26 protein-coding genes, 1 pseudogene and 1 riboswitch are annotated in these 25,577 nt (G+C 68.3%); of the genes and pseudogenes, 19 read left to right on the plus strand and 8 right to left on the minus strand.

Translation table 11 applies throughout. The features are described from left to right. Positions 1 to 19 precede the first annotated feature (19 nt). From FHS00_RS05005 to FHS00_RS05020, 4 genes are all read left to right on the plus strand, one after another. Positions 20 to 1,237 (plus strand): PQQ-dependent sugar dehydrogenase, encoded by a 1,218-nt coding sequence (locus FHS00_RS05005; protein ID WP_183470435.1) that lies wholly within the window; start codon positions 20 to 22, stop codon positions 1,235 to 1,237. Positions 1,238 to 1,353: 116 nt separating this feature from the next. After that, on the plus strand, positions 1,354 to 1,539 hold the full coding sequence (locus FHS00_RS05010) for a hypothetical protein (RefSeq protein ID WP_183470437.1): 186 nt from the start codon (positions 1,354 to 1,356) through the stop codon (positions 1,537 to 1,539). 117 nt (positions 1,540 to 1,656) lie between these two features. Then, the gene (locus tag FHS00_RS05015) at positions 1,657 to 2,613 is read left to right on the plus strand and encodes a DMT family transporter (protein ID WP_183470439.1); all 957 of its coding nucleotides are present in this window, start codon (positions 1,657 to 1,659) and stop codon (positions 2,611 to 2,613) included. 7 nt (positions 2,614 to 2,620) lie between these two features. Beyond that, entirely contained in the window at positions 2,621 to 3,085 is a 465-nt protein-coding gene (locus FHS00_RS05020) for a DUF1294 domain-containing protein (protein WP_221188712.1), read from the plus strand. 63 nt (positions 3,086 to 3,148) lie between these two features. Here FHS00_RS05020 and FHS00_RS05025 read toward each other — a convergent pair whose 3' ends face one another. Further along, positions 3,149 to 4,018 carry a branched-chain amino acid aminotransferase gene (locus FHS00_RS05025; RefSeq protein WP_183470441.1) on the minus strand — a complete coding sequence of 290 codons (870 nt, stop codon included), beginning with the start codon at positions 4,016 to 4,018 and terminating at the stop codon, positions 3,149 to 3,151. Between the two features lie 153 nt (positions 4,019 to 4,171). Between FHS00_RS05025 and FHS00_RS05030 the strand changes: the two genes are divergently transcribed. From FHS00_RS05030 to dxs, 6 genes are all read left to right on the plus strand, one after another. Beyond that, the gene (locus tag FHS00_RS05030; protein ID WP_183470443.1) at positions 4,172 to 4,678 is read left to right on the plus strand and encodes a MarR family winged helix-turn-helix transcriptional regulator; all 507 of its coding nucleotides are present in this window, start codon (positions 4,172 to 4,174) and stop codon (positions 4,676 to 4,678) included. After that, on the plus strand, positions 4,678 to 5,373 hold the full coding sequence (locus FHS00_RS05035) for a response regulator (protein ID WP_183470445.1): 696 nt from the start codon (positions 4,678 to 4,680) through the stop codon (positions 5,371 to 5,373). The genes FHS00_RS05030 and FHS00_RS05035 overlap by 1 nt, the downstream gene beginning before the upstream one ends. Positions 5,374 to 5,504: 131 nt before the next feature. Beyond that, positions 5,505 to 6,431 (plus strand): histone deacetylase family protein, encoded by a 927-nt coding sequence (locus tag FHS00_RS05040; RefSeq protein WP_183470448.1) that lies wholly within the window; start codon positions 5,505 to 5,507, stop codon positions 6,429 to 6,431. Further along, complete coding sequence (locus FHS00_RS05045; protein ID WP_183470450.1) at positions 6,428 to 6,667, plus strand: exodeoxyribonuclease VII small subunit; 240 nt, start codon at positions 6,428 to 6,430, stop codon at positions 6,665 to 6,667. The genes FHS00_RS05040 and FHS00_RS05045 overlap by 4 nt, the downstream gene beginning before the upstream one ends. Next, positions 6,660 to 7,526: a polyprenyl synthetase family protein gene (locus tag FHS00_RS05050; RefSeq protein WP_183470452.1), complete on the plus strand. Its 867-nt coding sequence runs from the start codon at positions 6,660 to 6,662 to the stop codon at positions 7,524 to 7,526. The genes FHS00_RS05045 and FHS00_RS05050 overlap by 8 nt, the downstream gene beginning before the upstream one ends. A 13-nt stretch (positions 7,527 to 7,539) precedes the next feature. After that, the gene (gene dxs, locus FHS00_RS05055) at positions 7,540 to 9,483 is read left to right on the plus strand and encodes a 1-deoxy-D-xylulose-5-phosphate synthase (RefSeq protein WP_183470453.1); all 1,944 of its coding nucleotides are present in this window, start codon (positions 7,540 to 7,542) and stop codon (positions 9,481 to 9,483) included. Positions 9,484 to 9,490: 7 nt separating this feature from the next. Here dxs and FHS00_RS05060 read toward each other — a convergent pair whose 3' ends face one another. From FHS00_RS05060 to FHS00_RS05070, 3 genes are read right to left on the minus strand one after another with little or no spacing between them, the layout of a single operon-like run. Continuing rightward, positions 9,491 to 10,339, minus strand: coding sequence for an SDR family oxidoreductase (locus tag FHS00_RS05060; protein WP_183470454.1), 849 nt, complete (start codon positions 10,337 to 10,339; stop codon positions 9,491 to 9,493). 24 nt (positions 10,340 to 10,363) lie between these two features. Beyond that, positions 10,364 to 10,774, minus strand: a complete 411-nt coding sequence (locus FHS00_RS05065; protein WP_183470455.1) for a DUF1810 domain-containing protein — start codon at positions 10,772 to 10,774, stop codon at positions 10,364 to 10,366. Next, complete coding sequence (locus tag FHS00_RS05070) at positions 10,771 to 11,751, minus strand: DNA topoisomerase IB (RefSeq protein WP_183470456.1); 981 nt, start codon at positions 11,749 to 11,751, stop codon at positions 10,771 to 10,773. Before FHS00_RS05070 ends, FHS00_RS05065 begins: the two co-directional genes overlap by 4 nt. Before the next feature lie 198 nt (positions 11,752 to 11,949). Between FHS00_RS05070 and FHS00_RS05075 the strand changes: the two genes are divergently transcribed. From FHS00_RS05075 to FHS00_RS17575, 5 genes and pseudogenes are all read left to right on the plus strand, one after another. Continuing rightward, complete coding sequence (locus FHS00_RS05075) at positions 11,950 to 13,749, plus strand: adenine deaminase (protein ID WP_183470457.1); 1,800 nt, start codon at positions 11,950 to 11,952, stop codon at positions 13,747 to 13,749. 5 nt (positions 13,750 to 13,754) lie between these two features. Then, positions 13,755 to 15,230, plus strand: coding sequence for an AMP nucleosidase (locus tag FHS00_RS05080; protein ID WP_183470458.1), 1,476 nt, complete (start codon positions 13,755 to 13,757; stop codon positions 15,228 to 15,230). Between the two features lie 133 nt (positions 15,231 to 15,363). Then, positions 15,364 to 15,654, plus strand: coding sequence for an HU family DNA-binding protein (locus tag FHS00_RS05085; RefSeq protein WP_017927686.1), 291 nt, complete (start codon positions 15,364 to 15,366; stop codon positions 15,652 to 15,654). A 90-nt stretch (positions 15,655 to 15,744) separates the two neighbouring features. Beyond that, positions 15,745 to 16,599: pseudogene (locus FHS00_RS05090) on the plus strand (DMT family transporter); the annotation flags it as partial. Positions 16,600 to 16,692: 93 nt separating this feature from the next. Then, positions 16,693 to 17,049 carry a PRC-barrel domain-containing protein gene (locus FHS00_RS17575; RefSeq protein WP_221188737.1) on the plus strand — a complete coding sequence of 119 codons (357 nt, stop codon included), beginning with the start codon at positions 16,693 to 16,695 and terminating at the stop codon, positions 17,047 to 17,049. Positions 17,050 to 17,124: 75 nt separating this feature from the next. Here the strand turns inward: FHS00_RS17575 and aroC are convergent, their stop codons facing one another. Then, a complete protein-coding gene (aroC, locus tag FHS00_RS05095) occupies positions 17,125 to 18,225 on the minus strand; it encodes a chorismate synthase (RefSeq protein ID WP_183470462.1) in 1,101 nt (366 codons plus the stop codon). Between the two features lie 92 nt (positions 18,226 to 18,317). Then, positions 18,318 to 18,416: riboswitch (TPP riboswitch) on the plus strand. 34 nt (positions 18,417 to 18,450) lie between these two features. On the opposite strand from aroC, the gene thiB reads away from it, so the two are divergent. The 3 genes from thiB to FHS00_RS05110 are packed head-to-tail and all read left to right on the plus strand — an operon-like array spanning position 18,451 to position 21,630. Next, positions 18,451 to 19,437, plus strand: coding sequence for a thiamine ABC transporter substrate binding subunit (thiB, locus tag FHS00_RS05100; protein WP_183470464.1), 987 nt, complete (start codon positions 18,451 to 18,453; stop codon positions 19,435 to 19,437). A gap of 8 nt (positions 19,438 to 19,445) precedes the next feature. Beyond that, positions 19,446 to 20,948, plus strand: coding sequence for a thiamine/thiamine pyrophosphate ABC transporter permease ThiP (locus FHS00_RS05105; protein ID WP_183470466.1), 1,503 nt, complete (start codon positions 19,446 to 19,448; stop codon positions 20,946 to 20,948). Further along, the gene (locus FHS00_RS05110) at positions 20,935 to 21,630 is read left to right on the plus strand and encodes a thiamine ABC transporter ATP-binding protein (RefSeq protein ID WP_183470468.1); all 696 of its coding nucleotides are present in this window, start codon (positions 20,935 to 20,937) and stop codon (positions 21,628 to 21,630) included. The genes FHS00_RS05105 and FHS00_RS05110 overlap by 14 nt, the downstream gene beginning before the upstream one ends. A gap of 175 nt (positions 21,631 to 21,805) precedes the next feature. On the opposite strand, the gene FHS00_RS05115 is transcribed toward FHS00_RS05110, so the two are convergent. Genes FHS00_RS05115 through petA form a run of 3 tightly spaced genes read right to left on the minus strand, consistent with a single transcriptional unit; the run spans position 21,806 to position 24,578 of the window. Next, positions 21,806 to 22,648, minus strand: coding sequence for a cytochrome c1 (locus tag FHS00_RS05115; RefSeq protein ID WP_183470470.1), 843 nt, complete (start codon positions 22,646 to 22,648; stop codon positions 21,806 to 21,808). Between the two features lie 14 nt (positions 22,649 to 22,662). Next, entirely contained in the window at positions 22,663 to 24,006 is a 1,344-nt protein-coding gene (locus tag FHS00_RS05120) for a cytochrome b (protein WP_183470472.1), read from the minus strand. 11 nt (positions 24,007 to 24,017) lie between these two features. Next, entirely contained in the window at positions 24,018 to 24,578 is a 561-nt protein-coding gene (gene petA / locus FHS00_RS05125) for a ubiquinol-cytochrome c reductase iron-sulfur subunit (RefSeq protein WP_183470474.1), read from the minus strand. A 348-nt stretch (positions 24,579 to 24,926) separates the two neighbouring features. Here petA and FHS00_RS05130 point away from each other — a divergent pair, with 348 nt between their 5' ends. Continuing rightward, positions 24,927 to 25,574, plus strand: a complete 648-nt coding sequence (locus FHS00_RS05130) for an outer membrane protein (protein ID WP_183470476.1) — start codon at positions 24,927 to 24,929, stop codon at positions 25,572 to 25,574. Positions 25,575 to 25,577 lie beyond the last annotated feature (3 nt).

Genomic DNA, 25,577 nt, shown 5'->3' on the forward strand with positions numbered 1-25,577 from the left:
CAAGCCCGAGGAGACCGACATGAAGACCACTTCGCCCTTCGTCGTCGCGGCGATTGCCGCCGTGATACCCGGCCTCGCCCTGGCCCAGAGCGACAATGGCAATGCCAGGCAGCCGGTCGACCGCGGCCCGGCCAACGCCGATTACCAGCCCGCCTTCCCCGAACAGGCCCGCGCGCCCAAGCTGGAGTCGACCGATGTCGCCATCGAGACCTTTGCAGAGGGGCTGGAGCGCCCATGGGGCATCGCGCCGCTGCCCGGCGGCGGCTATCTCGTCACCGAGCGGCCCGGCCGACTGCGACACGTCTCGCCCGAAGGCGAGGTGCATGATCCGATTTCAGGCCTGCCCGAGATCGACGCGCGCAAGCAGGGCGGTCTCCTCGACGTGATGCTGAGCCCCGACTTCGCCGCCGATCGCATGGTCTATTTCACCTATGCCAAGCCGGTCGATGGCGGCGTCGCCACCGCCGCCGCGCGCGGCACGCTTTCAGATGACATGACCGCGCTGGTGAACGTCGAAGACATCTTCGTCCAAGGCCCGCCCTCGGATGCGCCGATGCATTACGGCTCGCGCATCACCTTCGACGGCGAGGGTCACGTCTTCATCACCACGGGCGAGCATTTCACCGACAAGAACCGCCAGCTCGCGCAGGAGCTCGACAACACCTATGGCAAGGTGGTGCGGCTCAACCCCGACGGCACTGTGCCCGAGGACAATCCCTTCGTCGGGCAGGAGGGCGACGACGCGATCTGGTCCTATGGTCACCGCAACATCCAGGGCGCGGCGATCCAGCCCGCGACCGGTGACTACTGGACCATCGAGCATGGCCCCGCCGGCGGTGACGAGCTGAACCGCCCAGCGCCTGGTGCCAATTACGGCTGGCCCAAGGTGAGCTACGGCATCCGCTATGACGGCGCCCCCATCGGCACAGGCGAGCCGCGTGCCGAGGGCATGGAGGAGCCGGTCTATTACTGGGACCCGGTGATCGCGCCCGGCGGCATGGCCTTCTACGAGGGCGATGCCTTCGAGGGTTGGGCGGGCGATCTGGTCATCGCCTCGCTCAACCCCGGCGAAGTGGTGCGCCTCGATATCGACGAGGAGGGCCGCGTCGTGGGCGAGGAGGCGCTCGCGGGCGGCAATGGCCGGGTGCGCGACGTGGAGATCGCCGAAGACGGCAGCGTGCTCTTCCTGATCGACAGCGAGGCCGGCGCGATCCTGCGCATGTCCCCCAAGGGGTGAGTTCAGCGCCCCGGCGGCGAATGGCCGGTGTCGGGCCGCCTCTCGAAAGATGCAGACCGAATCGGCCCGATCGGATAGGGTGCAAACCCACGATATCCCCAGAGGAGGAGATTTCGATGACCAAGCACGTGATCGACAGGCCCAAGGATCGCAGCGCGATCCGCGCGCGTGAATATGCCCGGATCGAGCATGAGGAGGCCCCGCACCGTGCCGTGCGGCGGGTGCATGCCCGCAGCCTCGGCGCACGTGGCGCGGCCCGGTTGCGCCAGTTCCTGCGCATCGAGCGCGGTCACGAGGTCTGAGGACACCCGTCCGGGGTGACGCATCCTGGACAAAACGCGCATCGGCGGGCCGGATCGCCCGCCGGTCGCTTGCTCCCAGGGTTGAGCGGTCTAGGGTCGCGGTGAAAGGATCACCCCATGACCCCTCCCGCCACCCCGGTCACCGCGCCGCCGCAACAGCCCATGCGTGGCATCCTGTTCAAGGTTGCCTCGGTCTGCGTGTTTGTCGCCATGGCGGCGATCATCAAGGCGACCTCCGACGCGGTGCCGCCCGGCGAGGCCGTGTTCTTCCGATCCTTCTTTGCATTGCCGGTGATCATCGTCTGGCTGCTATGGCGCGGCGAGCTGCGCCACGGCCTCGAGACACCCAACCCGATGGGTCATCTGTGGCGCGGTCTCGTCGGCACCGCCGCCATGGGGCTGGGCTTCACCGCGCTCGGTCTGCTGCCCTTTCCCGAGGTGACCGCGATCGGTTATGCCGCGCCGCTGATGGTGGTGATCCTCGCCGCGATGTTCCTCGGCGAGGAGGTGCGCCTGTTCCGGCTTTCGGCAGTGGGAGCCGGGCTCGTCGGCGTACTCATCGTCATGTCGCCGCGTCTGTCGGTCACCTCCGATCCGCTGAGCCTTGCAGAGACGCTGGGCGCGGTGGTGGCGCTGGGCGGCGCGCTCTGCGCCGCGCTGGCGCAGGTCTTCGTGCGCAAGCTCACCCGCAGCGAAGGCACGGCGGCGATCGTGTTCTGGTTCTCGATGACGGCGAGCGTGCTGGCGCTGCTGACGCTGCCCTTCGGCTGGGTGCTGCCCGCGCCGGGCACATTCGCGCTGCTGGTGCTGGCCGGGCTGCTCGGCGGGGTCGGGCAGATCTTCCTGACCTCGAGCTATCGCTATGCCGACGCCTCTCTAATCGCGCCGTTCGAATACGCTTCGATGCTGCTGGCGCTGGGGGTCGGCTACGCGGTATTCGACGAAGTGCCGACGTGGACGATGCTGGCAGGTGCGGCGATCATCGTCAGCGCCGGCATCGCCATCATCTGGCGCGAGCACCGGCTGGGGATCGAGCGCGGCCGCGGCCGCCGGGCGATGAGCCCGAACGGGTAGATCGGCGATGACCGCGATGGACGGCATGGAGTGGATCGCGGGCGCGCTCGGCCTCGCCGCCTTGCTGGCGCTGATGAACCTCGCGGGCTTCTTCTCCATGGCGAATGACAAGCGGCGTGCCGAGCGCGGGCTGTGGCGCTGGCCCGAGCGGCGTCTGTTGCGGATCGCCTTCTGGGGCGGCAGCCTCGGCACCCTGCTGGCGCAGCGCCACCTTCGCCACAAGACGCGCAAACAACCTTTCGCGCGGCACCTGAAGATGATCCTCTGGACCCATGCCGTCCTCATGCTGGCGCTCACCGTGGCGCTCGCGAGCCATGCGCCGATGCGCCTCGAGACCAAGCAGGCGCTTGGTGCCGTCGCCATGGCGGTGGCGGGAATGGGGGCAGAGGTGGCCGGGGCTTGGCACAATGCGGAGCCATCCGCGTCCGAACCCGCACCGGGCAAAACGGTCAAGATCAATCGCGGCCTGTGAGGGCAACGAAATGGGGCGGCGCCTTGCGGCACCGCCCCAACGTGTTCTGGCATCGAGCCCGGTTCAGGCGCGCACGAGCTTCTCGTAGCTCTCGGCGACGTCGCGGGTCAGCGCGCCGACCTCGAAATTGTAGTCGCCGATCTGGCCGACCGGAGTCACCTCGGCCGCGGTGCCGGTGAGCCAGCACTGCTCGAAGCCTTCGAGCTCCTCGGGCATGATGTGCCGCTCATGCACGGTGATGCCCTTTTCCTTGAGCATCGCGATGACGGTCTGACGGGTGATACCGTTGAGGAAGCAATCGGCCAGCGGCGTGTGCACCTCGCCATCCTTGACGAAGAACATGTTGGCGCCGGTCGCCTCTGCCACGTAGCCGCGATAGTCGAACATCATCGCGTCCGAGCAGCCCTTGGCCTCGGCGGCGTGCTTGGACATGGTGCAGATCATGTAGAGACCCGCCGCCTTGGCCTGCGAGGGCGCGGTCTCGGGCGAGGGGCGCTTCCACTTGGCGATGTCGAGCTTGGCGCCCTTCATCTTGGCGTCGCCGTAATAGCTGCCCCATTCCCACGCGGCGATCGCCATGCGGACGGGGTTGCGCAAGCTCGCCACGCCCATGTCGGGGCCGGCGCCGCGCCAGGCCAGCGCGCGCACATAGGCGTCGGACCAGCCATTGGCCTCGAGCACCGCGTATTTTGCCGCCTCTATTTCCTCGACCGCGTAGGGGATCTCGAAATCCAAGAGTTCGGCCGATTTCCGAAGCCGGTGGGAGTGCTCGACACCCTTGAAGATCTTGCCGTTATAGGCGCGCTCGCCCTCGAACACCGAAGAGGCGTAATGCAACGCGTGGGTCAGGATGTGCACCCGGGCATCGCGCCATTCCACCAGCTGGCCGTCGAGCCAGATCTTTCCGTCGCGATCGTCGTAGCCGCCGGCCATGGCGTGCCTCCCTGTCAACTTATCCCGCGCTGTTCCGGACCTTGCGACCGAAAATTGCGCCCTATGGGGCAGATCGCTACCGCTTCGCCCTTGGAATGTCAACAAGGCTGACGTATTGTGACCCGAAGACGGCGACCGAAGGGATCACGACGCATGGCCGAGGGACCGGCACCGCAGGGCGGGTCGAGCCTGCTCTTCCTGACGGATGAGCAGCTGAGGAAAGGCATAGAGGCGATGTTCTTCGCCTATCGCGGCTTTACCTCCGACCCCGATCGCATCCTCGAGGGGCGCGAGATGGGGCGTGCCCATCACCGTGCGATCCATTTCATTCATCGCTCCCCGGGGACCACGGTGTCAAACCTGATGGCGCTCTTGGGCGTCACCAAGCAGTCCTTGAACCGGGTGCTGCGGGCGCTGATCGCCGAAGGGCTGGTCGAGGCGCGGGTGGGTCGTCGCGATCGCCGCGAACGGCATCTCTACCTGACCGAGGCCGGCGCCGCGCTGGAGCGCGAGCTGTCGGACGCCCAGCGCGAGCGGATGCGGGCTGCCTACCGGATGGCCGGTCCGGTGGCCGTGGCCGGGTTTCGGCAGGTGCTCGAGGCAATGATGGACGAGGAGAGCCGCCGCCACTACGAGGCGCTGGCCGGAAAGGGCGGCTGATGAGCGAACTGGCGCACCTCCTGGTCGTGGATGACGACGTCCGTCTCCGCGGTCTGTTGCAGAAATTTTTGATCCGGCACGGCTATCTCGTCACCGGGGCGCGCGATGCGGGCCATGCGCGGCGGCTGCTCGAAGGGCTGGAATTCGACCTCATCGTGCTCGATGTGATGATGCCCGGTGAGGACGGCATTTCGCTGTGCCGGTCCCTGCGCGAGAGCCTGCCGGTACCGATCCTGCTGCTCACCGCGCGCGGCGAGACCGAGGACCGGATCACCGGGCTCGAAGCGGGGGCCGACGATTACCTCGCCAAGCCCTTTGATCCCAAGGAGTTGCTGCTCAGGATCAACGCCGTGCTGCGCCGCCAGCCGATCCCCGAACCGGCCGAGCGACCGGCGACGCTCGACCTCGGCGCGGTGCGCTACGACGTGGCGCGCGGTGAGATGTGGGAGGGCGAGACGCGAATCCGCCTGACCGCGACCGAATCGCAGCTGATGCGGATCTTTGCCGCCCGGCCCGGTGAGGCGGTGACCCGCGCCCAGCTGGTCGAGGAGTTGGGCCGTGGCGACGGCCAGAGCCAGGAACGCGCGGTCGACGTGCAGATCACCCGGCTGCGGCGCAAGTTCGAGGCCGACCCGCGCCAGCCTCGCTACCTGCAGACGGTGCGCGGCGAAGGCTACATGCTGGCGCCCGATTGACCCGATCCGCATTTCCGGGGTAGGGCGCCCGGCCACGCCATTCGTCGGGTCCCCGGCGGCCCCCGCGCCGCACGCGCGACGGTGATCGGGACGCGCTTGCGCCCGTCCGTGTTCTGCGATTGCCTGCGGGGATGACCACAGCGCTTCTCACCCATCCCGACGGCTTCGATCATGATACGCCGCCCGGCCACCCCGAGCAGGTGGCGCGGCTCGACGCAGTGCTGGGCGCCCTCGAGACCATGGACCTGCTGCGCATCAAGGCGCCGCTCGCCGCCGAGGCGGACCTGCTGCGGGTGCACCCGAAATCCTATCTCGACGATCTGCGCGCCGACACTCCCGAGCATGGCCGTCGTCAGATCGACGCCGACACGTGGCTCTCGCCCGGCAGCCTCGGCGCGGCCTGGCGCGCGGCGGGGGCCGCCATCCGGGCGGTCGATATCGTGCTGACGGGCAAGGCGGCCAACGCCTTCTGCGCGATGCGCCCGCCCGGCCATCATGCCGAGCGCGAGACGGCGATGGGCTTTTGCCTGCTGGGCAACGTAGCGGCGGCGGCGAAACATGCGCTCGACCATCACGGCCTGTCGCGGGTGGCGATCATTGATTTCGACGTGCATCACGGCAATGGCACGCAGGACCTGGTCGAGGACGACCCGCGCATCCTGTTCTGCTCCACCCACGAGATGCCGCTCTACCCGGGCACGGGCGAACCGTCGGATACCGGCCCGCATGGCACGGTGGTCAACGTGGCGCTGCCCGCCGGGACGGACGGGCCGGGGCTGCTCGCGGTGCTTGAGGACAAGGTGTTCCCGCGGGTCGCGGCGCATCGTCCCGAGCTGATCCTCGTTTCGGCTGGTTTCGACGCACACCGCGCCGACCCTCTGGCCGGGCTCATGTTGGAAGCGGCGGATTTCGCGGCGATCACCGCGCGGATCTGCGACCTCGCGGAGACGTTCTGCGCGGGACGCGTGGTCTCCGCGCTCGAAGGCGGTTATGACCTCGGGGCGCTGGCGGACTGCGCCGCCGCGCATGTCTCAATCTTGGAGGAACGCGGACGATGAGCGACAGACCCGTCGAGGAGATGAGCTTCGAGGAGGCGATCCGGGAGCTGGAGCAGGTGGTGGGCCAGCTTGAGCGCGGCGATGTCGCCCTCGACCAGTCCATCGCGCTCTACCAGCGCGGCGACGCGCTCAAGAAGCGCTGCGAGAAGCAGCTTGCCGAGGCCGAGGAAAAGGTGGCCCGGATCACCCAGGGACCCGACGGCCAGGCCCAAGGCACCGCGCCGCTCGATGGCTGAGGCGTTCCGCGCGGCGCTGGCGGCGGCAGCGCGCGAGACCCAGGACGTGCTGCGCGAGCGGCTCGCCGCGCATGACCTGCCGGTGGCCCAGGCGATGGAGCACGCGGTGACGGGCGGCAAGGGCCTGCGGGGTTTCCTCGTTCTCGAGGGGGCGCGGCTGCACGATGTGGCGCGCGAGGCGGCGCGGCTGCCGGCCGCCGGGATCGAGGCGTTGCACGCCTACAGCCTCGTGCATGACGACCTGCCGGCGATGGATGACGACGACCTGCGACGCGGCCAGCCCACCGTGCATGTCGCCTGGGACGAGGCCACCGCGATCCTCGCCGGCGATGCGCTGCAGAGCCTCGCATTCGAGCTTTGTGCCGATCCGCTGGTTGGCTCGCACCGCGCCGATCTGTGCCTCGCGCTGGCGCGGGCGGGCGGCATCGCGGGCATGGTCGGCGGGCAGGCCCGCGACATCATGGCCGAGACCAGCGAGACGCCGCTCGACCTCGCGCGGATCACCGAGCTCCAGCAGGGCAAGACCGGCGCGCTGATCCGCTGGTCGGCCGAGGCCGGTGCGGTGATGGCGGGTGCCGATGCCGGGCCGCTCGGGCGCTATGCCCAGGCGCTGGGCCTTGCCTTCCAGATCGCCGACGACATCCTCGATGTGGAGGGCGACGCCGCCAAGATGGGCAAGGCCGCCCGCAAGGATGCGGCTGCCGGCAAGGCGACCTTCGTGTCGCTGCTTGGCCTCGATGCTGCCAAGGCCCGCGCGGCGGAGCTGGTGGAGGCGGCCTGTGACGCGCTGTCGCCCTATGGTGCCGCGGCCGGAACCTTGCGCGAGACAGCACGCTTCGTTATCGCGCGCGAGAGCTGAGAGAGGGGCTGTCATGTCCGAGACCACGCCGAACCGCCCCATCACCCCGATCCTCGACCGGGTGAAGATCCCTGCCGACATGAAGCGGCTGAGCGATTCCGAGCTGCGCCGACTTGCCGACGAGCTGCGCGCCGAGACGATCTCGGCGGTCAGCGAGACCGGCGGTCATCTGGGCGCGGGGCTAGGCGTGGTCGAGCTGACCGTGGCGCTGCACGCGGTGTTCGACACGCCGTGCGACCGGCTGATCTGGGATGTGAGCCACCAGTCCTATCCCCACAAGATCCTGACCGGACGGCGCGATCGGATCCGCACGCTGCGCCAGAAGGACGGGCTGTCGGGCTTCACCAAGCGCTCGGAATCTCCCTACGATCCGTTCGGCACCGCGCATAGCTCGACCTCGATCTCGGCGGCGCTGGGCATGGCCGTGGCGCGCGATCTCGGCGGGCGCGGGCTCGAGGGCGAGAGCGTCGGCGACTGCATCGCGGTGATCGGCGATGGCGCGATGAGCGCGGGCATGGCCTATGAGGCGATGAACAATGCCGGCCATCTGGGCAAGCGGCTGATCGTCATTCTCAACGACAACGAGATGTCGATCGCGCCTCCGGTGGGCGCGATGTCCTCCTATCTCTCGCGGCTCTATGCCGGCGCGCCGTTCCAGGAGTTCAAGGCGCTCGCCAAGGGCGCGGTGAGCTTCCTGCCGCCGCCGTTCCAAGAGGGCGCGAAGCGGGCCAAGGACGTGTTCAAGCACATGACCGTCGGCGGCACGCTGTTCGAGGAGTTGGGCTTCTCCTATATCGGCCCGATCGACGGGCACGACATGGATCAACTGCTGTCGGTGCTGCGGCTGGTGCACAGCCGTGCCGGCGGGCCTGTGCTGATCCATGCCATTACCCAGAAGGGCAAGGGCTACGGCCCCGCCGAGGCCGCCTCGGACAAGGGTCATGCGACGGCGAAGTTCGACGTCGTCTCGGGCACGCAGGCCAAAGCCAAGAGCAATGCGCCATCCTACACCTCGGTGTTTTCCGACAGCCTCGTCAAACTGGCGGAGAAGGACGACAAGATCGTCGCCGTCACCGCGGCCATGCCCGACGGCACCGGGCTCGCGCGGTTCATGGATCGTTACGCGAGCCGCTGCTTCGACGTCGGCATCGCCGAGCAGCACGCCGTGACCTTCGCCGCAGGTCTCGCGGCGGGCGGCATGAAGCCGTTCTGCGCGATCTACTCGACCTTCCTGCAGCGCGGCTACGACCAAGTGGTGCATGACGTCGCGATCCAGCGCCTGCCGGTACGCTTCGCGATCGATCGCGCCGGGCTCGTCGGCGCAGATGGCGCAACCCATGCCGGCAGCTTCGATATCGGCTTCATGGCGAACCTGCCGGGCATGGTGGTGATGGCCGCTGCCGACGAGGCGGAGCTCACACGGATGGTCGCCACCGCCGCTGCGCATGATGAGGGTCCGATCGCTTTCCGATTCCCGCGTGGCGAGGGCGTCGGGGTGGAGATCCCGGCCGAGGCGGAGCCGCTGGAGATCGGCAAGGGCCGGATCGTGCAGGAGGGAAGCCGCGTCGCGATCCTGTCCTTCGGCACCCGGCTGTCGGAAGTGGTCAAGGCCGCCGAGGCGCTCTCGGCGCGCGGCGTCACCCCCACCATCGCCGATGCGCGGTTTGCCAAGCCGCTGGACCGTGAGATGATCCTGCGGCTCGCCGAGGATCACGAGGCGCTGATCACCATCGAGGAAGGGGCGGTTGGTGGCTTCGGCAGCCACGTCGCGCAGCTTCTGTCCGACGAGGGTGTGTTCGATGCCGGGCTGAAGTTCCGCTCCATGGTGCTGCCCGACATCTTTATCGATCAGGCCAGCCCGGCCGACATGTACGAGATTGCCGGTCTTTCGGCGCTGCACATCGAGGAGAAGGTGCTCTCGGTGCTGGGCGTCGAGGTGATCGGCAAGCGCGCCTGAGACGCGCTCAGCCTTCTTCCTTTAGCAGCGCGGCCAGTCCCGAACGGTAATCGGGATGGATCAGCGTCACGCCGAGCTCGTCCTTGATCCGGTCGTTCCGGACCTTCTTCGACTCGGCGTAGAAGCTGCGCGCCATCGGCGTCATCTCGGCTTCCTCGAACGGCACCTCGGGCGGCACCGGCAGGCCGAGCAACTCGGCGGCATGAGCGATGACATCTTGCGGCGGGGCGGGGTCGTCGTCGCACAGGTTGTAGATCGCGCCGGGGTTCGGGCGGTCGATCGATGCCTTCAGCACCTGCGCGATGTCGTCGACATGGATGCGGCTGAAAACCTGTCCCTGCTTCACGATGCGCCGTGCCGTGCCCTGTCGCACCTTTTCGAACGGGCCGCGCCCGGGGCCGTAGATGCCCGCGAGGCGAAAGATGTGCAGCGGCAGACCAGGGACTGCTTGCCACGCAGTCTCGGCCTCGACCCGTGCCTGCCCGCGCCGGGTCGCCGGGTGCAGATCGCTCGTTTCGTCGACCCCTCCGCCGTCTCGGTCGCCATAGACGCCAGTGGTCGAGAGATAGCCGACCCATTCGAAGCGCTCGGCGCGTGCGGCGATGGCGTCGCGCCACTCGCGCAGCACCGGGTCGCCATCGGCGTCGGGCGCGGCGGAGATCAACAGATGCGTCGCGGCGTCGAGCGCCTGCGTCAGGTCGGAGCCGGGCCAGATCGCGGGCTCGACCCCTTCGGCGCGCAACGCATCGGCCTTCTCGGCCGAACGGGTGGTGCCGATGACGCGCCAGTCATCGGGCAGGAGGCGGGCGAGGGCACGGGCGGAATAGCCGTGGCCGAAGGAGAGAAGCGTCTTCATCGGGTTTATGTGCCCGATGCCGGGCTAGCGGTCCAGCAGCGCGAGGGTCCGTTCGTCAGGACCGTCATAGAAGGCGTCGAGGATTTCGGCGAAGACGGGGTCGGCGCCGGGCTGGGCGGCGAAGAGGGTGGCGGAGCTTCTGAGCTTCAACGCGTCGATGCCGCCGAGGATCTCCTCGGGCGCATGGCCGCGATGCGCGAGCATGGCGCGCGAGATTTCGACCAGCCGGGGCCCGAGGGTCGGGTGGGCCAGATAGTCCCGCGCCTCTGCCGCATCCGCGATGCCGTAATGCTGTGCCATCGGCGAATGGCCGAGCCCTTTGAGCTGCGGCCAGATGTACCACATCCAGTGGCTGCGCTTGCGGCCGGCCTCGATCTCGGACAGCGCGGTGGCGTAGCTGCCATTCTGGGCCTCGACGAAGCGTTCAAGGCTCATGACAGTAGCCTCAGCAGCGCACGCTCGGCCTGCCGCAGGCCGGCGGTCTCGGGCAGGTCTTCGAGCAGCGCCATGCGCTCTTCGGCATCCGCTTCGTGCAGCGCGATGACCTTGGGGTGAATGTAGCTGTTGCGGGCGATGGTCGGCGTATTGTGAAGCCGCTCGGCGGCGGCCTCGCTCATGCCCTTGATGGTCAGCTCCTCTTCGCGGATCGCACAGGCCAGCGCCGCCTCGGAGCCTGCCCAAGTGCGGAAGGTCTTGGCGGTGATGTGGTCCGATCCGGTGATTTCGGCGAGCCGCTCGTTGACCTGCCCGGAGGAGACCGCGCGCGGCGTCCCGTCCTCGTCGATCCAGCCGATCAGCTCCTTGCCCGGCAGGTCGTGCAGCTGCTCCAGCACCTTCATCAGAGACTTGTCCTTGAGCTTGCGATTCACCTTCTTGTTGCCCTTGGCGGTATAGCGCAGCCGCATTTCGCCGCCATCGAGCCGGATGTGCCGGCCCGTCAGGGTGGTCGCGCCATAGGTCCGGTTTTCGGCCGCGTATTCGGGATTGCCGACCCGGATCGACACCCGGTCGATCAGCGCCAGCACGGCGGCGATGGCGAAGTCCAGTTCGCCCGCTTCGCCCGACAGGTCGCGGCGGATACGGCGGCGAATGGCGGGCAGGGCCTCGCCGAACTCGGCGAGGTGGTCGAACTTGTGCGCTTCGCGCCAGGCCCGCCAGTCCGGGTGGTAGCGATACTGCTTGCGTTCGCGCGTGTCGTGCCCGGTGGCCTGCAGGTGGCCATGCGGCTTGGGGCAGATCCAGACCTTCTCATAGGCGGGCGGGACGGCCAGTGCTTCGATGCGCTTGCGCTCGGGGCCGCGCTCGATGGTGGTGCCGTCGGGGGCCGTGTAGCTGAAGCCACGCCCGCAGCGGCGGCGCGCGATGCCAGGCTCTGAATCGGGATAATAGACGAGCTGGGCGGGGGGTGGCATGGGCTAGGTCTCCTCGGGCGCGCAACGCCAATTGCGCACAGCCCGTTCCCGGCAGGACGATCACACTCCCGCGCGCCCTAAGGGTCGCGTTCCTCAAATACCCATTCTGAGCCGCCGCGGTCGGCCGTCGGGCGGAGCCTCCCGCGTCAGCGGTCCGGCGGGGTTGCGGCGGATCGCGGCTTGGTATGAAATCCACAGATGGAACATCCGATCAGATCCTGGGCCGAGCTTGCCCCCCGTCTCGTCGCCGTGGCCGCGGGCCGCGAGGCCGCCGATCTCGTGATCCGCGGCGGCCGTCTCGTCAACGTGCAGAGCCGCGAGATCCTCGATGGCTGGGAGGTGGCGGTCGCCGGCGGCCGCTTCGCCTATGTCGGTCCCGATGCGAGCCATTGCATCGGCGAGGGCACCGAGGTGGTGGACGCCGCCGACCGCTTCCTGATCCCTGGCCTGATCGACGCGCATATGCATATTGAGAGCGGCATGCTGACGCCTGCGGAGTTCGCCGCCGCCGTGATCCCGCATGGCACCACGACGATGTTCACCGATCCGCACGAGATCGCCAACGTGCTGGGCCTCGATGGCGTGCGGATGATGCATGACGAGGCGCTGATGCAGCCCGTCAACATCTTCACCCAGATGCCCAGCTGCGCGCCCTCGGCACCGGGGCTGGAGACGACGGGGCACGAGATCAGCCCCGAGGATGTGGCCGAGGCGATGTCCTGGCCCGGCATCGTGGGCCTAGGCGAGATGATGAACTACCCGGGCGTGGTCGCGGGCGACCCCAAGATGCTCGCCGAGATCGCCGCCACCATGCGCGCGGGCAAGACGGTGGGCGGTCATTACGCGAGCCCCGACCGGGGCGTGCCGTTCCACGCCTATGTCGCGGGCGGCCCCGCCGATGATCACGAGGGCACGCGCGAGCAGGACGCGATCGACCGGGTGCGGCAGGGCATGCGCTCGATGCTGCGGCTGGGCTCGGCCTGGTACGACGTGGAGAGCCAGATCACGGCGGTCACCGAGAGGGGCCTCGACCCGCGCAATTTCGTGCTGTGCACCGATGACTGCCATTCCGGCACGCTGGTCAATGACGGCCACATGGACCGGGTGGTACGCCACGCCATCGAATGCGGCTGCGACCCGGTGGTGGCGCTGCAGATGGCGACGATCAACTCGGCCACGCATTTCGGCATGGAGCGCGAGTTGGGGAGCATCGCGCCCGGGCGCCGCGCCGACGTCATCCTGACCTCGGACCTTGCCACCCTGCCGATCGAGACGGTTTTCGCGCGTGGGGTACTGGTGGCCGAAGATGGTGACCTGCGTGTTACATGCCCGCATTACGACTGGCCCGAAAGCGCACGGCAGACCGTGCATCTGGGCCGGGAGCTGATCGCGGAAGATTTCAGACTGTCGGCGCCCGAGGGGGCGGAAACGGTGCGGGCGCGGGTGATCGGCGTGGTCGAGAACCAGGCCCCGACCCGCGCGCTGGTCCGCGAACTGCCGGTCGAGGACGGCGCGGTGATGCCCGCCGGGCCGGTGGCGCGGATCGCGCTGGTCGAGCGCCATCGCGGCACCGGCGGGGTCGTGAACGGCTTCGTCGAGGGTTTCGGCTACGAGGGTCGGATGGCGATCGCCTCCACCGTCGCGCATGACAGCCACCACATGATCGTCGTCGGCACCGATGCCGAGATGATGGCCCGGGCCGCGAACCGGCTCGGCGAGGTCGGCGGCGGCGTCACGGTCTGGCGCGACGGCGCGGAGCAGGCGCTGGTGCGGCTGCCGATCGCGGGACTGATGTCGGACGCCCCGGCGCGTGACGTCGCGGCCTCGGCCGATGGCATGGTCGCGGCGATGCGCGACGCTGGCTGCACCCTCAACAATGCCTACATGCAGCATTCGCTGCTCGCGCTCGTGGTGATACCCGAGCTGCGCATATCGGATCTCGGGCTGGTGGACGTCACCCGCTTCGAGATCACGACACCATTCGAGGGACAGGACTGAACGAGATGGAGAAGACGCTGAAGATCGAAACGCCGCAAATCCCCGCCGCCGAGGCCTTCACCGATCCCGAGGCGGCGCTCGCCCGCCTCAAGGAGATCTACGAGGCCGCCACGCGGTTCCTGTGCGAGAAATTCACCGAGACGCTGAAGGGCGGCGTGCCGGAAACGCGCTACCGCGCCTTTTATCCCGAGATCCGCTTTTCCACCGCGACCTTCGCCCAGGCCGACAGCCGGTTGAGCTTCGGCCATGTCGCCGAGCCGGGCACCTATTCCACCACGGTGACGCGGCCCGAATTGTTCGGAAACTACCTCAAGCAGCAGATGCGCCTGCTGATTGAGAACCATGGCGTGCCGGTGGTGATCGGCGCCTCTGAGACGCCGATGCCGGTGCATTTCGCGGTGGCCAACGATTCCTCCGTGACGGTGCCGCAGGACGGCGCGATGGATTTCCACCTGCGCGACGTCTTCGACGTGCCGGATCTCTCGACCACCCATGACGACATCGTCAACGGCAATGGCTTCACCTATCCCGACGGGGCACGCCCGCTGGCCCCCTTCACGGCGCAGCGCATCGACTATTCGCTGGCCCGGCTCGCGCATTACACCGCGACCGATCCCCAGCATTTCCAGAACCACGTGCTGTTCACCAACTACCAGTTCTATGTCGAGGAATTCGAGGCCTACGCCCGCCACGTGCTGGCCGATCCCGACAGCGGCTACGAGGCCTTCGTCGGCCCTGGCAACCAGCGGATCACCGATCCGGAAGGGGTGATGCACATCCCCGCCAAGATGCCGCAGATGCCGACCTATCACCTGACCCGCGCGAACGGGCAGGGGATCACGCTGGTCAATATCGGCGTCGGCCCGTCGAACGCCAAGACCGCGACCGACCACATCGCCGTCCTGCGCCCGCATGCTTGGCTGATGGTCGGCCACTGCGCCGGTCTACGCAACAGCCAGAGGCTGGGCGATTTCGTGCTGGCGCATGGCTATCTGCGCGAGGACCACGTGCTCGACGACGACCTGCCGGTCTGGGTGCCTATCCCGGCGCTGGCCGAGATCCAGATCGCGCTTGAGGATGCGGTGGCGCAGGTCACCGCGCTCGAGGGCTACGATCTCAAGCGGATCATGCGCACCGGCACCGTGGCGACCATCGACAACCGCAACTGGGAGCTGCGCGACCAGTCCGGTCCGGTGCAGCGCCTCAGCCAGTCGCGCGCCGTGGCGCTCGACATGGAAAGCGCCACCATCGCGGCCAACGGCTTTCGTTTCCGGGTGCCCTACGGCACCCTGCTGTGCGTCTCCGACAAGCCGCTGCATGGCGAGCTGAAGCTGCCCGGCATGGCCTCGGATTTCTACAAGACGCAGGTCGCGCGCCACCTGATGATCGGGATCCGGGCGATGGAACGGCTGCGCGAGATGCCGCTCGAACGCATCCATAGCCGCAAACTGCGTAGCTTCGAAGAGACGGCCTTCCTCTGAAACCTGCCGATACCGCAAGGAAACAGCGGTTTTTGCTTGCAATGACGTTTGTTTCATTGTGGGTCTAGGCAACACGCCGCCCCAGAGCGGTGCAAGGACAAGCCCCGAGCGGGCTGTGGCAAGGAGACCTCGAATGGCCAAACCGATGACCAAGGCGCAGCTCGTCAGCGCCATCGCCGACGAGACCGGCGGCGACAAGAAGACCGCCGGCGCCCATCTGGACGCGCTGGTCGCCATCATCACCCGCGAAGTTTCGCAGGGCGGCGCCGTGACCCTGCCGAATGTCGGCAAGATCTACTGCCGCGAGCGCCCCGAGCGCATGGTCCGCAACCCGGCCACCGGCGAGCAGATCAAGAAAGACGCCGACAAGGTGGTCAAGATGACCATCGCCAAGGCGCTCAAGGACAGCGTCAACGAAGAGTGACGCGCTGCCGGCCGCGCTTGCGGTCCGGAGGAATTCGAGAAAGGGTCGCCCCCGGGGCGGCCCTTTTTCGTTTGTTCAGGAGATGTGTCGATGGATGTGAGGTCACTGGGTCTGGGCTTGGCATTCGCCCTGATGTGGTCCTCGGCCTTCACCTCGGCGCGGGTGATCGTGGCCCATGCGCCGCCGCTGACGGCGCTGACCGCACGCTTCCTCGCTTCGGGGGTGGTCGCCATCGGCATCGCGCTGGCGCTGCGCCAGACCGCGCGGCTCAGCCGGAGCCAGTGGCGGGGGGTGGTGGTGTTCGGCCTGTGCCAGAACGCGCTCTATCTCGGTCTCAACTTCGTGGCGATGCAGTCGATCGGTGCTTCGGTCGCCTCGATCATCGCCTCGACCATGCCGCTTCTGGTGGCGCTGATCGGTTGGGTCCTGCTGCGCGACCGGCTGCCGCGGCTGGCCGCGATCGGACTCGTCGCGGGCTTCGGGGGCGTCGCGATCATCATGGGCGGACGCATGGCGGGCGGTCTCGACCTCTTTGCCGTGGGGCTGTGCGTGGTCGCGGCGCTGGCGCTGGCGGCGGCGACGCTGGCGGTGCGTGGTGCTGCGGCGGGCGGCAACCTGATGATGGTGGTCGGGCTGCAGATGCTGGTCGGCGCGGCGGCGCTGCTGCCGCCGGCCGTGCTGCTCGAGAGCTGGCAGGTCGACTGGAACTGGGCGCTCGTGGTGGCCTTTGCCTACACGGTGCTGGTGCCCGGCGTGCTGGCGACGCTGGTCTGGTTCGTGCTGGTCGGCCGGATCGGCGCGGTCAAGGCGGCGACATTCCATTTCCTCAACCCGGTCTTCGGCGTGCTGATCGCCGCCCTCCTGCTTGGTGAGGCGCTGGGCGCGCTGGACGCGCTGGGCGTGGCGGTGGTGGCGGCGGGGATCCTCGCGGTGCAGACGGCGCGCCGCGCCTCGGCCAAAACCGGCGCATCGGCGCCGGCGGCGGAACAGCCGGGCCAAGCTGTCGGTTTTATCCCCGAGACAGCACAGGAGGACGTCATGTTCGACTATAGCGACAGCCATTCCACGATCTCGTCGGATCGCGTGAACGGCACCGAGGTCTACGGCGCCGGTGGCGAGAAGATCGGCCATATCGACCACCTCGTGATCGACAAAAAATCCGGCAAGATCACCTATGCGGTGATGGGGTTCGGCGGTTTCCTCGGCATGGGCGAGGAGCATCACCCGATTCCCTGGGCCAAGCTGGAATACGACACCGCCCTCGGCGGCTACCGCACCGACATCACCGAGAGCCAGCTCCAAGGGGCGCCGGAGCGGCCCGAGCGCTGGTACGAGGACCGGCGTTGGGAAGAGGCGACCTACGCCCATTACGGCGCGCCCTATTACTGGATCTGAGCCGCACGTATGCGCAAACAGGAAGGCCGCCGGGGGAGTGCGCCGGCGGCCTTTCTTCGTCGCTGAGCGGTGGCCTCAACCGATGCGGCCGCGATGGCCCCCGGTCTGGCCCCGGTCGAGCAGGTAGTGATCGAGCAGCACGCAGGCCATCATCGCCTCGGCCACTGGTACGGCGCGAATGCCGACGCAGGGGTCGTGGCGGCCCTTGGTGATGACTTCGGTCGCGCTGCCGTCCAGCTTGATCGACTTGCGCGGGCTCAGGATCGAGGAGGTAGGCTTCACCGCGAAGCGGACCACCACGTCCTGCCCCGAGCTGATCCCGCCGAGGATGCCGCCCGCATGGTTGGAGCCGTATTCGGGGCCGTTCTCGCCCATGAAGATCTCGTCGGCATTGTCGCGCCCGGTCAGCGCCGCCGCCGCCATGCCCTCGCCGATCTCGACCCCCTTCACCGCGTTGATCGACATCATCGCCGCCGCCAGATCGGTGTCGAGCTTGCCATAGACCGGCGCCCCGAGCCCGGCGGGCACGCCGGAGGCCACCACCTCGATCATCGCGCCGACCGAATTGTGGTCTTTGCGCAGTGCGTCGAGATAGTCGGCCCACTCGCCCGCCGCCTGCGCGTCGGGGCACCAGAAATCGTTGCGGGCGATCTCCTCCATGTCGATCTTCGCGCGGTCGATCTTCTTCTCGCCCATCTGCACCATGTAGCCGGTAATTTTCAGGCCCGGCAATGCAGCCTTGAGCGCGGCCCGCGCCACGCCGCCCGCCGCGACCCGCGCGGCGGTCTCGCGCGCGCTCGACCGCCCGCCGCCGCGATAATCGCGCAGCCCGTATTTCAGGTGGTAGGCGATGTCGGCATGGCCGGGACGGAAGGTTTCGGCGATGTCGCCGTAATCCTTGGAGCGCTGGTCGGTGTTGCGGATCATCAGCTGGATCGGCGTGCCGGTGGAGCGGCCCTCGAACACGCCCGACAGGATTTCCACCGCATCGGGCTCGCGCCGCTGGGTGGTGTGCTTGTTCTGGCCGGGGCGACGCTTGTCGAGCCAGACCTGCAGGTCCTCCTCGCGGATCTCCACCCCCGGCGGACAGCCATCGACCGTGGCGCCGAGCGCGGGCCCGTGGCTTTCGCCCCATGTGGTGACGCGGAACAGGTGGCCGAAGCTGTTGAGGGACATGCGCGCTCTCCTTGATCGCGCCGGTCTTAGCGCGGGCGGACGGCTGGGGAAAGGCCACGGGGCTTGCGCGCCGCGCCCGATGCCCTAATGTCCGCCCCACCTCGGGGGGCCACTGGCTGAGATGCGCATCGCGCGGACCCGTTGAACCTGAACCGGATCACACCGGCGGAGGGAAGGTGACGGGACATCGCTCCGCCTTTGCTCTGCCCGCATCGGAGGATGACCATGCACCATCGCCTGATCGCGGGTCTCGCCCTCGCGCTCGCCGCCTCGCCGGCGGTCGCGCAGGACCGAACCCTTACCGTCTACGCGCCTGACTACTTCGCCTCCGAATGGGGCCCCGGCCCCGCCATCAAGGAGGCCTTCGAGGCCGAGTGCGACTGCACGATCGACTACCAGACCGGCGACCTGCTGCCGCGGCTCAAGCTCGAGGGCGCCCGCGCCGAGGCCGACGTGGCCATCGGCTTCGATTCGACCGAGATGAAGCAGGCCCGCGAGACCGGGCTCTTCGCGCCGCATGGCGTCGACACCGGCGCGCTGACCCTGCCGATCGACTGGGACGACGAGGTCTTCCTGCCCTTCGACTGGTCCTACCTCGCCTTCGTCTACGACAACGAGGCGCTCGATGAAGTGCCCGGCAGCTTCGAGGAGCTGGTCGCGGCTTCCGACGATCTGCGCATCGCGATCCAGGATCCGCGCAGCTCGGTTTCGGGCCTGTCGCTGGCGCTCTGGGCCGAAGAGGTGTTCGGCGACGAGGTCGAGGCCAAGTGGGCGAAGCTCGCCCCCAAGATCACCACGGTGACGCCGGGCTGGTCCGAGGCCTACGGTCTCTTCACCGAGGGCGAGGTCGACATGGTGCTGTCCTACACCACCTCGCCCGCCTACCACGCGATTGCCGAGGAGGACGACACCGTCTCGGCGGCGATCTTCGAGGAAGGTCACTACATGACCATCGAGCTGGCCGCCCGTCTCGCCGGCAGCGAGGAGCCCGAGCTGGCCGAGCAGTTCATGCAGTTCGTGGTCAGCCCCGAATTCCAGTCGCTGATCCCGACCTCGAACTGGTCCTACCCCTCGGCGCTGCCGCAGGCCGAATGGCCGGAAGGCTTCCAGACGATCGCCATGCCCGAAAAGGCGATCTGGCTGCCCGAGGACGAAGCCGACGCCAAGCGCGACGCGGCGATCGAGGCATGGCGGCAGGGGCTGTCGCAATAACGCGCGGCATGCGTTGGCCCGGCGGCATCGCCGCCGGGCTGGTGATCGCGCTGACGCTGGGAACGCTCGGGGCGGTGGCCTGGCGAGCGGGATTCGCGCTGCGTCTCGGCCCCGCCGATTGGGCCGCGATCCGCTTCACTGTCTGGCAGGCGGCGCTCTCGGCGGCCCTGTCGGTGACGCTCGCCGTGCCGGTGGCGCGAGCGCTGGCGCGACGGCGCTTCTTCGGACGCGCAGCGCTGGTCACGCTTCTCGGTGCGCCCTTCATCCTGCCGGTGATCGTCGCGGTGATCGGCCTGATCGGCGTGTTCGGACGCGGCGGGCTTCTCAACGAGGCGCTGGCGCTGTTCGGGCTGGGCCCGGTCTCGGTCTATGGCTGGCACGGCGTGGTGCTGGCGCATGTGTTCTTCAACCTGCCGCTTGCGGTGCGGCTGATCCTGCAGGGTTGGCTGGCGATCCCGGCCGAGCGATTCCGCCTCGCCGCCTCGCTTGGCGCGCCGGTCGGGCGGCTGCTCGAATGGCCGATGCTGCGCGCCGTGGCGCCGGGGGCCTTTGCCGTGATCTTTCTAATCTGCCTGACCAGCTTCGCGGTGGCGCTGACGCTGGGCGGCGGACCACGGGCGACGACAGTCGAATTGGCGATCTACCAGGCGGTGCGATTCGATTTCGATCTCGGCCGCGCGGCGATGCTCGCGGTGGTGCAGTTCGGGCTTTGCGGCGCGGCGGCAATGGCCCTGCGGGCGGCGGGCGCGCCTGAAACGCTGGGCGCCGGGCTCGACCGGGTGGTGGAACGCCACGAGCCAGGCGGGCGGTTGATCGACACGCTCGCGGTGGCGCTCGCGGCGCTGTTCCTGATGGCGCCGCTGGCGATGATCGTGGGGCGTGGGCTGCCGGGGCTGCTCGAGTTGCCCGCTGGCCTCTGGGCTGCGGCGGCGCGATCGATCGCCGTGGCGCTGGGGGCCACCGCGCTCACCCTGGTGATGGCGCTGGCCCTTGCGCTACGGGGCGGGGCGCTGGCCCGGCTTTCGATGCTGCTGCCGCTCGCGGCGTCGGGCCTCGTGATGGGGACCGGGCTGTTCGTGGTCCTGCACCCGGTGATCGCACCGCGCGACGTGGCGCTGGTCGTGACCATGCTGGTCAACGCGGTGATGGCGCTACCCTTCGCGGCGCGGGTCCTCGCGCCCGCCGTGGCGCAGGCCGAGGCCGGGCATGGCCGGCTCGCCGACAGCCTTGGCCTGCACGGGCTGTCGCGACTGCGCTGGCTGATCCTGCCGCGCATCCGCCGGCCTCTGGGCTTTGCCGCGGGGCTCACCGCGGCGCTGTCGATGGGCGATCTGGGCGTGATCGCGCTTTTCGCGGGGGACGGGCAGGCAACCTTGCCGCTGCTGATGGTGCGGCTGATGTCGGCCTACCGGATGGAGCAGGCGGCGGGCGTCGCGTTGGTCCTGCTGGCGATCAGCCTCGCGCTGTTCTGGGCGTTCGACAGGGGAGGGCGCGTCGATGCTGCGGCTTGAGAGGTTGGAAATCCGGCAGGGCGATTTCGCGCTGTCTGCCGATTGGGCGCTGGGCGACGGCTCGATCTGCGCCGTGATGGGTCCGTCGGGTGGCGGCAAGTCGACGCTGCTCGCGGTGATCGCGGGCTTCCTGGCGCCACAGGCGGGGCGAGTGTCATGGGGCGGGCGCGACCTGACCGGGCTTGCTCCCGCGCAACGGCCGATCTCGATCCTGTTTCAGGACAACAACCTGTTTCCGCACCTGACCATCGAGCGGAATCTCGCGCTGGGCCTCGACCCGCGGGGGCAGCTCGACGCCGCGCGCCGCACGGAGATCGCCCGCGTGTTGGAGCGCGTCGGTCTCGCCGGGCTGGGCGAGCGTCGGCCCGCCGCCCTGTCCGGCGGGCAGCAAAGCCGCGCTGCGCTGGCGCGGGTGCTGCTGATGGATCGGCCGCTGGTGCTGCTCGACGAGCCCTTCGCCGCGCTGGGGCCGGGGCTGCGGATGGAGATGCTCGACCTCGCGCGCGAGGTATTGGCGGGGGAGGGGCGGACGCTGCTGATGGTCAGCCACGCACCCGGGGACGCCGCGCGCATCGCGAGCGACATCGTCCTGGTCGATGCCGGGCGTGCCGCGCCGCCCGCTGCAGCCGCGCCATTGCTGGCCGATCCGCCGCCGGCGCTCAGGGCCTATCTCGGCCGCTGAAGCCGCGCCTCAAGCGACCGTCGCGCCGGTCGAAGCGGGCCGACATGCGTATTTGGAGAATGGTGAAGCGAGGGCGGTGCCCCCATAGCCTGTCGTCTTCGGGTTTGATCAAGTGCGCCAAAGAAAAAAGGGGCGCTCCGATGGAGCGCCCCTTCTTGTCGTCATGGCTTGGCGATCACTCGTCGCGCGGGCCGTACTTGGCGCGGTGCCAGATCCGCTTGTTGGTGAGGTAGAGCAGCACAGCGAGCAGGCCGAGGAACAGCACGCCGGTGAAGCCGGCCTGCTTGCGCGCCATCATCTTGGGCTCGGCGGCCCACATCAGGAAGGCGGTCACGTCCTTCGATTCCTCGACGACCGAGGCCTCGTGGCCGTCCTCGTAGACCACGTCGTCACCCAGAAGCGGCGGCGGCATGGCGATCCACGAGCCGGGCACCATGTGGTGGCCTTCCTCGTCGATGCAGCTTTCCGGGAAACCGCCGGAGCCGAAGGCGACGTTGTAGTAGCCCGGGAAGTCCTCGGGAGCGCAGGCGGGCGCTTCCTCGTAGCCGGTCAGCAGCGAGGCGATGTACTCCGGACCGCCCATGCCCTTGAAGAGCTGGTTCAGGCCCGAGCCGTAGGGGCCATGGAAGCCCGCGCGCGACTTGGCCATCAGCGACAGGTCGGGTGCCTCGGGCAGGGCGCTCTTGCCGAACTTGTCGGCCGGGATCGCCGGACGGAAGTCGTCGAGTTCCTCGTCGAAGGTCTCGAACTGCGCGGCATAGGCGCGGACCTGATCCTCGGGCAGGCCGGGGCCGCCCTCGTCATGCAGGTTGCGGTAGGAGACGTATTGCAGCCCGTGACAGGCGGCGCAGACCTCCGTGTAGACCTGCAGGCCGCGCTGCAGCTGCATCTGGTCGAAGGCCCCGAAGGGACCCTCGTAGGGGAAGTCGTAATCCGTGATCTCGACTTCGGAGGCTGCCATGGCATTGCCGGCGAGGCCCAGCGCCGCGACGGCGGCTAGCGTGACGGTTCTCAGCATCTGTCTTGCCTCTCTCACTCGGCCGGCTTGACGGCTGTGTGGGTGCCGCCGGTCTTGGGGTCGTAATGCGCGTTGAAGTCGTCCTCGATCGTCGCCGGGATCGGCAGCGGCTTCTCGATGACGCCGAGCAGCGGCAGGATCACCAGGAAGTAGCCGAACCAGTAGGCGGCGCCGATCAGCGAGATGTAGGGATAGATCCCCTCGGCCGGCATCGCGCCGCCCCACATCAGCACGAAGAAGTCGACGACGAGCAGCGCGAACCACCACTTGAACATCGGGCGATACCGGCCCGAGCGCACCGACGAGGTGTCGAGCCAGGGGGCCAGCGCCATCACTGCGATCGCGCCGAACATCGCCAGCACGCCGAAGAACTTGGCGTCGATGATACCGAAGCTGACCCAGTCGGCGAACATCACGACCCAGACGTCGGCGGTGAAAGCGCGCAGGATCGCGTAGAAGGGCAGGAAGTACCATTCCGGGACGATATGCGCGGGCGTCGCCAGCGGGTTCGCCTCGATGTAGTTGTCGGGGTGGCCCAGGTAGTTCGGCATGAAGCCGACGATCGCGAAGAACACCATCAGCACGATCGCGAGCGCGAAGAGGTCCTTCATGACGAAGTAGGGCCAGAAGGGCAGGGTGTCGCGCTTGGCCTCTTCCTTCGACGTGCGGCGCACTTCGACCCCGGTGGGGTTGTTGTTGCCGGTCGAATGGAAGGCCCAGATGTGCACAATGGTCAGGCCCGCCAGGATGAAGGGCATCAGGTAGTGCAGCGAGAAGAAGCGGTTCAGCGCGGGCTGGCCCACGGCCGAGGCGCCCAGCAGCCAGGTCTGGATCGCTTCGCCGACGAAGGGCACGGCGCCGAACAGGCCGGTGATCACGGCGGTGCCGTGGAACGACATCTGGCCCCAAGGCAGCACATAGCCCATGAAGGCGGTGCCCATCATCAGCAGGTACATCAGGATGCCGATGATCCAGGTCACTTCGCGCGGCGACTTGTAGTTGCCGTAGTAGAGGCTGCGGAAGATGTGCGCGTAGACCGCCACGAAGAACAGCGAGGCGCCGTTGGCGTGCAGGTAGCGCAGCATGAAGCCGCCGTTCACGTCACGCATGATGTGCTCGACGCTGGCGAAGGCCAGGTCGACATGTGGCGTGTAGTGCATCACCAGCACGATGCCGGTGATGATCTGCAGCGCCAGCGTGAAGGTCAGGACGATGCCCCAGATCCACATCCAGTTGAGGTTCTTCGGCGTCGGGATCATCAGCGTGTCGTAGAGCAGGCCGAGGATCGGCAGGCGGTTGTTGAGCCAGCGCTCACCGCCCGTCTTGGGTTCGTAGTGATCGTGCGGAATACCGGACATCAGAGGTCTCCTCAGCCGAGCTTGATGGTCGTCTCGTCGACGAATTCGGCGACGGGAATGGGCAGGTTGCGCGGCGCGGGACCTTTGCGGATGCGTCCGGCGGTGTCGTAGTGCGAACCGTGGCAGGGGCAGAACCAGCCACCGAAATCGCCCTGCTCGCCCAGCGGCACGCAGCCCAGATGGGTGCAGACGCCCATCTGCACGAGCCAAGTGCCGGTCTCGTCGAGGGAGCGGTTCTCGTCGGTGGCGGGGGCGGCGCCGGCCAGGTTCTCGTTCTGGGCGACCGGGTCGGGCAGCGAGGCCACGTCGACCTCACGCGCGGCGGCGATCTCTTCCTCGGTGCGGGCGCGGATGAAGACCGGCTTGCCCTGCCACAGCACGGTGAGCTGGGTGCCCGGCTGCACGCCGGAGACGTCGACCCGGATCGAGGCCAGCGCCAGAACGTCGGCCGAGGGGTTCATCTGGTTGACCAGCGGCCAGACCGCGGCGCCGGCCACGACGGCCCCCGCCCCGGCGGTGGCATAGTAGAGAAAATCGCGGCGGGTGCCCTGATGATCGTCTGCGTGTGACACGGGGGGTGATCTCCGGTATGGCTGGGGCGGCGTCGCCCGGACGGCAAAAGACCGCGGGCCGTGGCCCGCTTGGCGTTTTGGCGCTGTTTAGCCATCAATCCCGCGCCCGTCCAGCGGACAATACCGCGCAGCCGGAGGCACCTAGTCCCCGTCCGACGACGCGACAAGGGGGCGGCAGCCGGCGTGACGTTGCGGGAATGCGACAGCGTGAAACACAAATGCGGGAAGGGCGATCTTTCCCCGCGCGAGAGCGTAAATCCGGTGATAATGGCTCACGACCTGCGCGATCTGCCCCGCGCAACCGCCGCCCGAAGCCGTCCGCCACCGCCTGTCCGAAAGCTGCCCGAAATGCTCCGTTTCGCCGTCCCGTTGCTCCTGACCCTCTCCTCCGTCCCGGCTCTCGCAGAGGTCGAGCTGAGTTTCTATGGCGGGGTGCAGGGGGCGCCGCATTCGAACGTGACCGTCGACCGGCCCGGCACTGCGGCGGATCGCGACTTCACCGCCGGATGGGAAGGCAACTCCTTCGAGGCGCCGCCCTATTACGGTCTGCGTGCGACCTGGTGGCGTACCGACAAGCTGGGCTTCGGCGTCGATTTCAACCATGCCAAGGTCTATGCCGACGACGAGACCCGTTCCGAGCAGGGAATCGACCGGCTGGAGTTCACCGACGGGATCAACATCCTGACGCTGAACGCCTATCGCCGCTTTCCCGATGCCGCTTACGGCGTGACGCCCTATGTCGGCGGCGGGCTGGGCATCTCCGCGCCGCGGGTCGAGTATGATGACGGGCTGGGGCGCACCGACGAATACCAGGTCACCGGCCCCGCCGTGGCTCTGATGGCCGGGGCGAGCTACGAGCTGACCGACCGGGTGTCGATGTTCGGCGAGTACAAGGGCACCTATTCGCAGAACGAGGCCGATCTGGTCGGTGGCGGCACGCTCGAATCCGACATCGTTACCAACGCGCTGAACCTCGGCGTCAGCTTCAACTTCTGAGAC

Origin of the sequence: Limimaricola variabilis (genome assembly GCF_014195545.1) — a bacterium.
Taxonomy (GTDB): Bacteria; Pseudomonadota; Alphaproteobacteria; order Rhodobacterales; family Rhodobacteraceae; genus Limimaricola; species Limimaricola variabilis.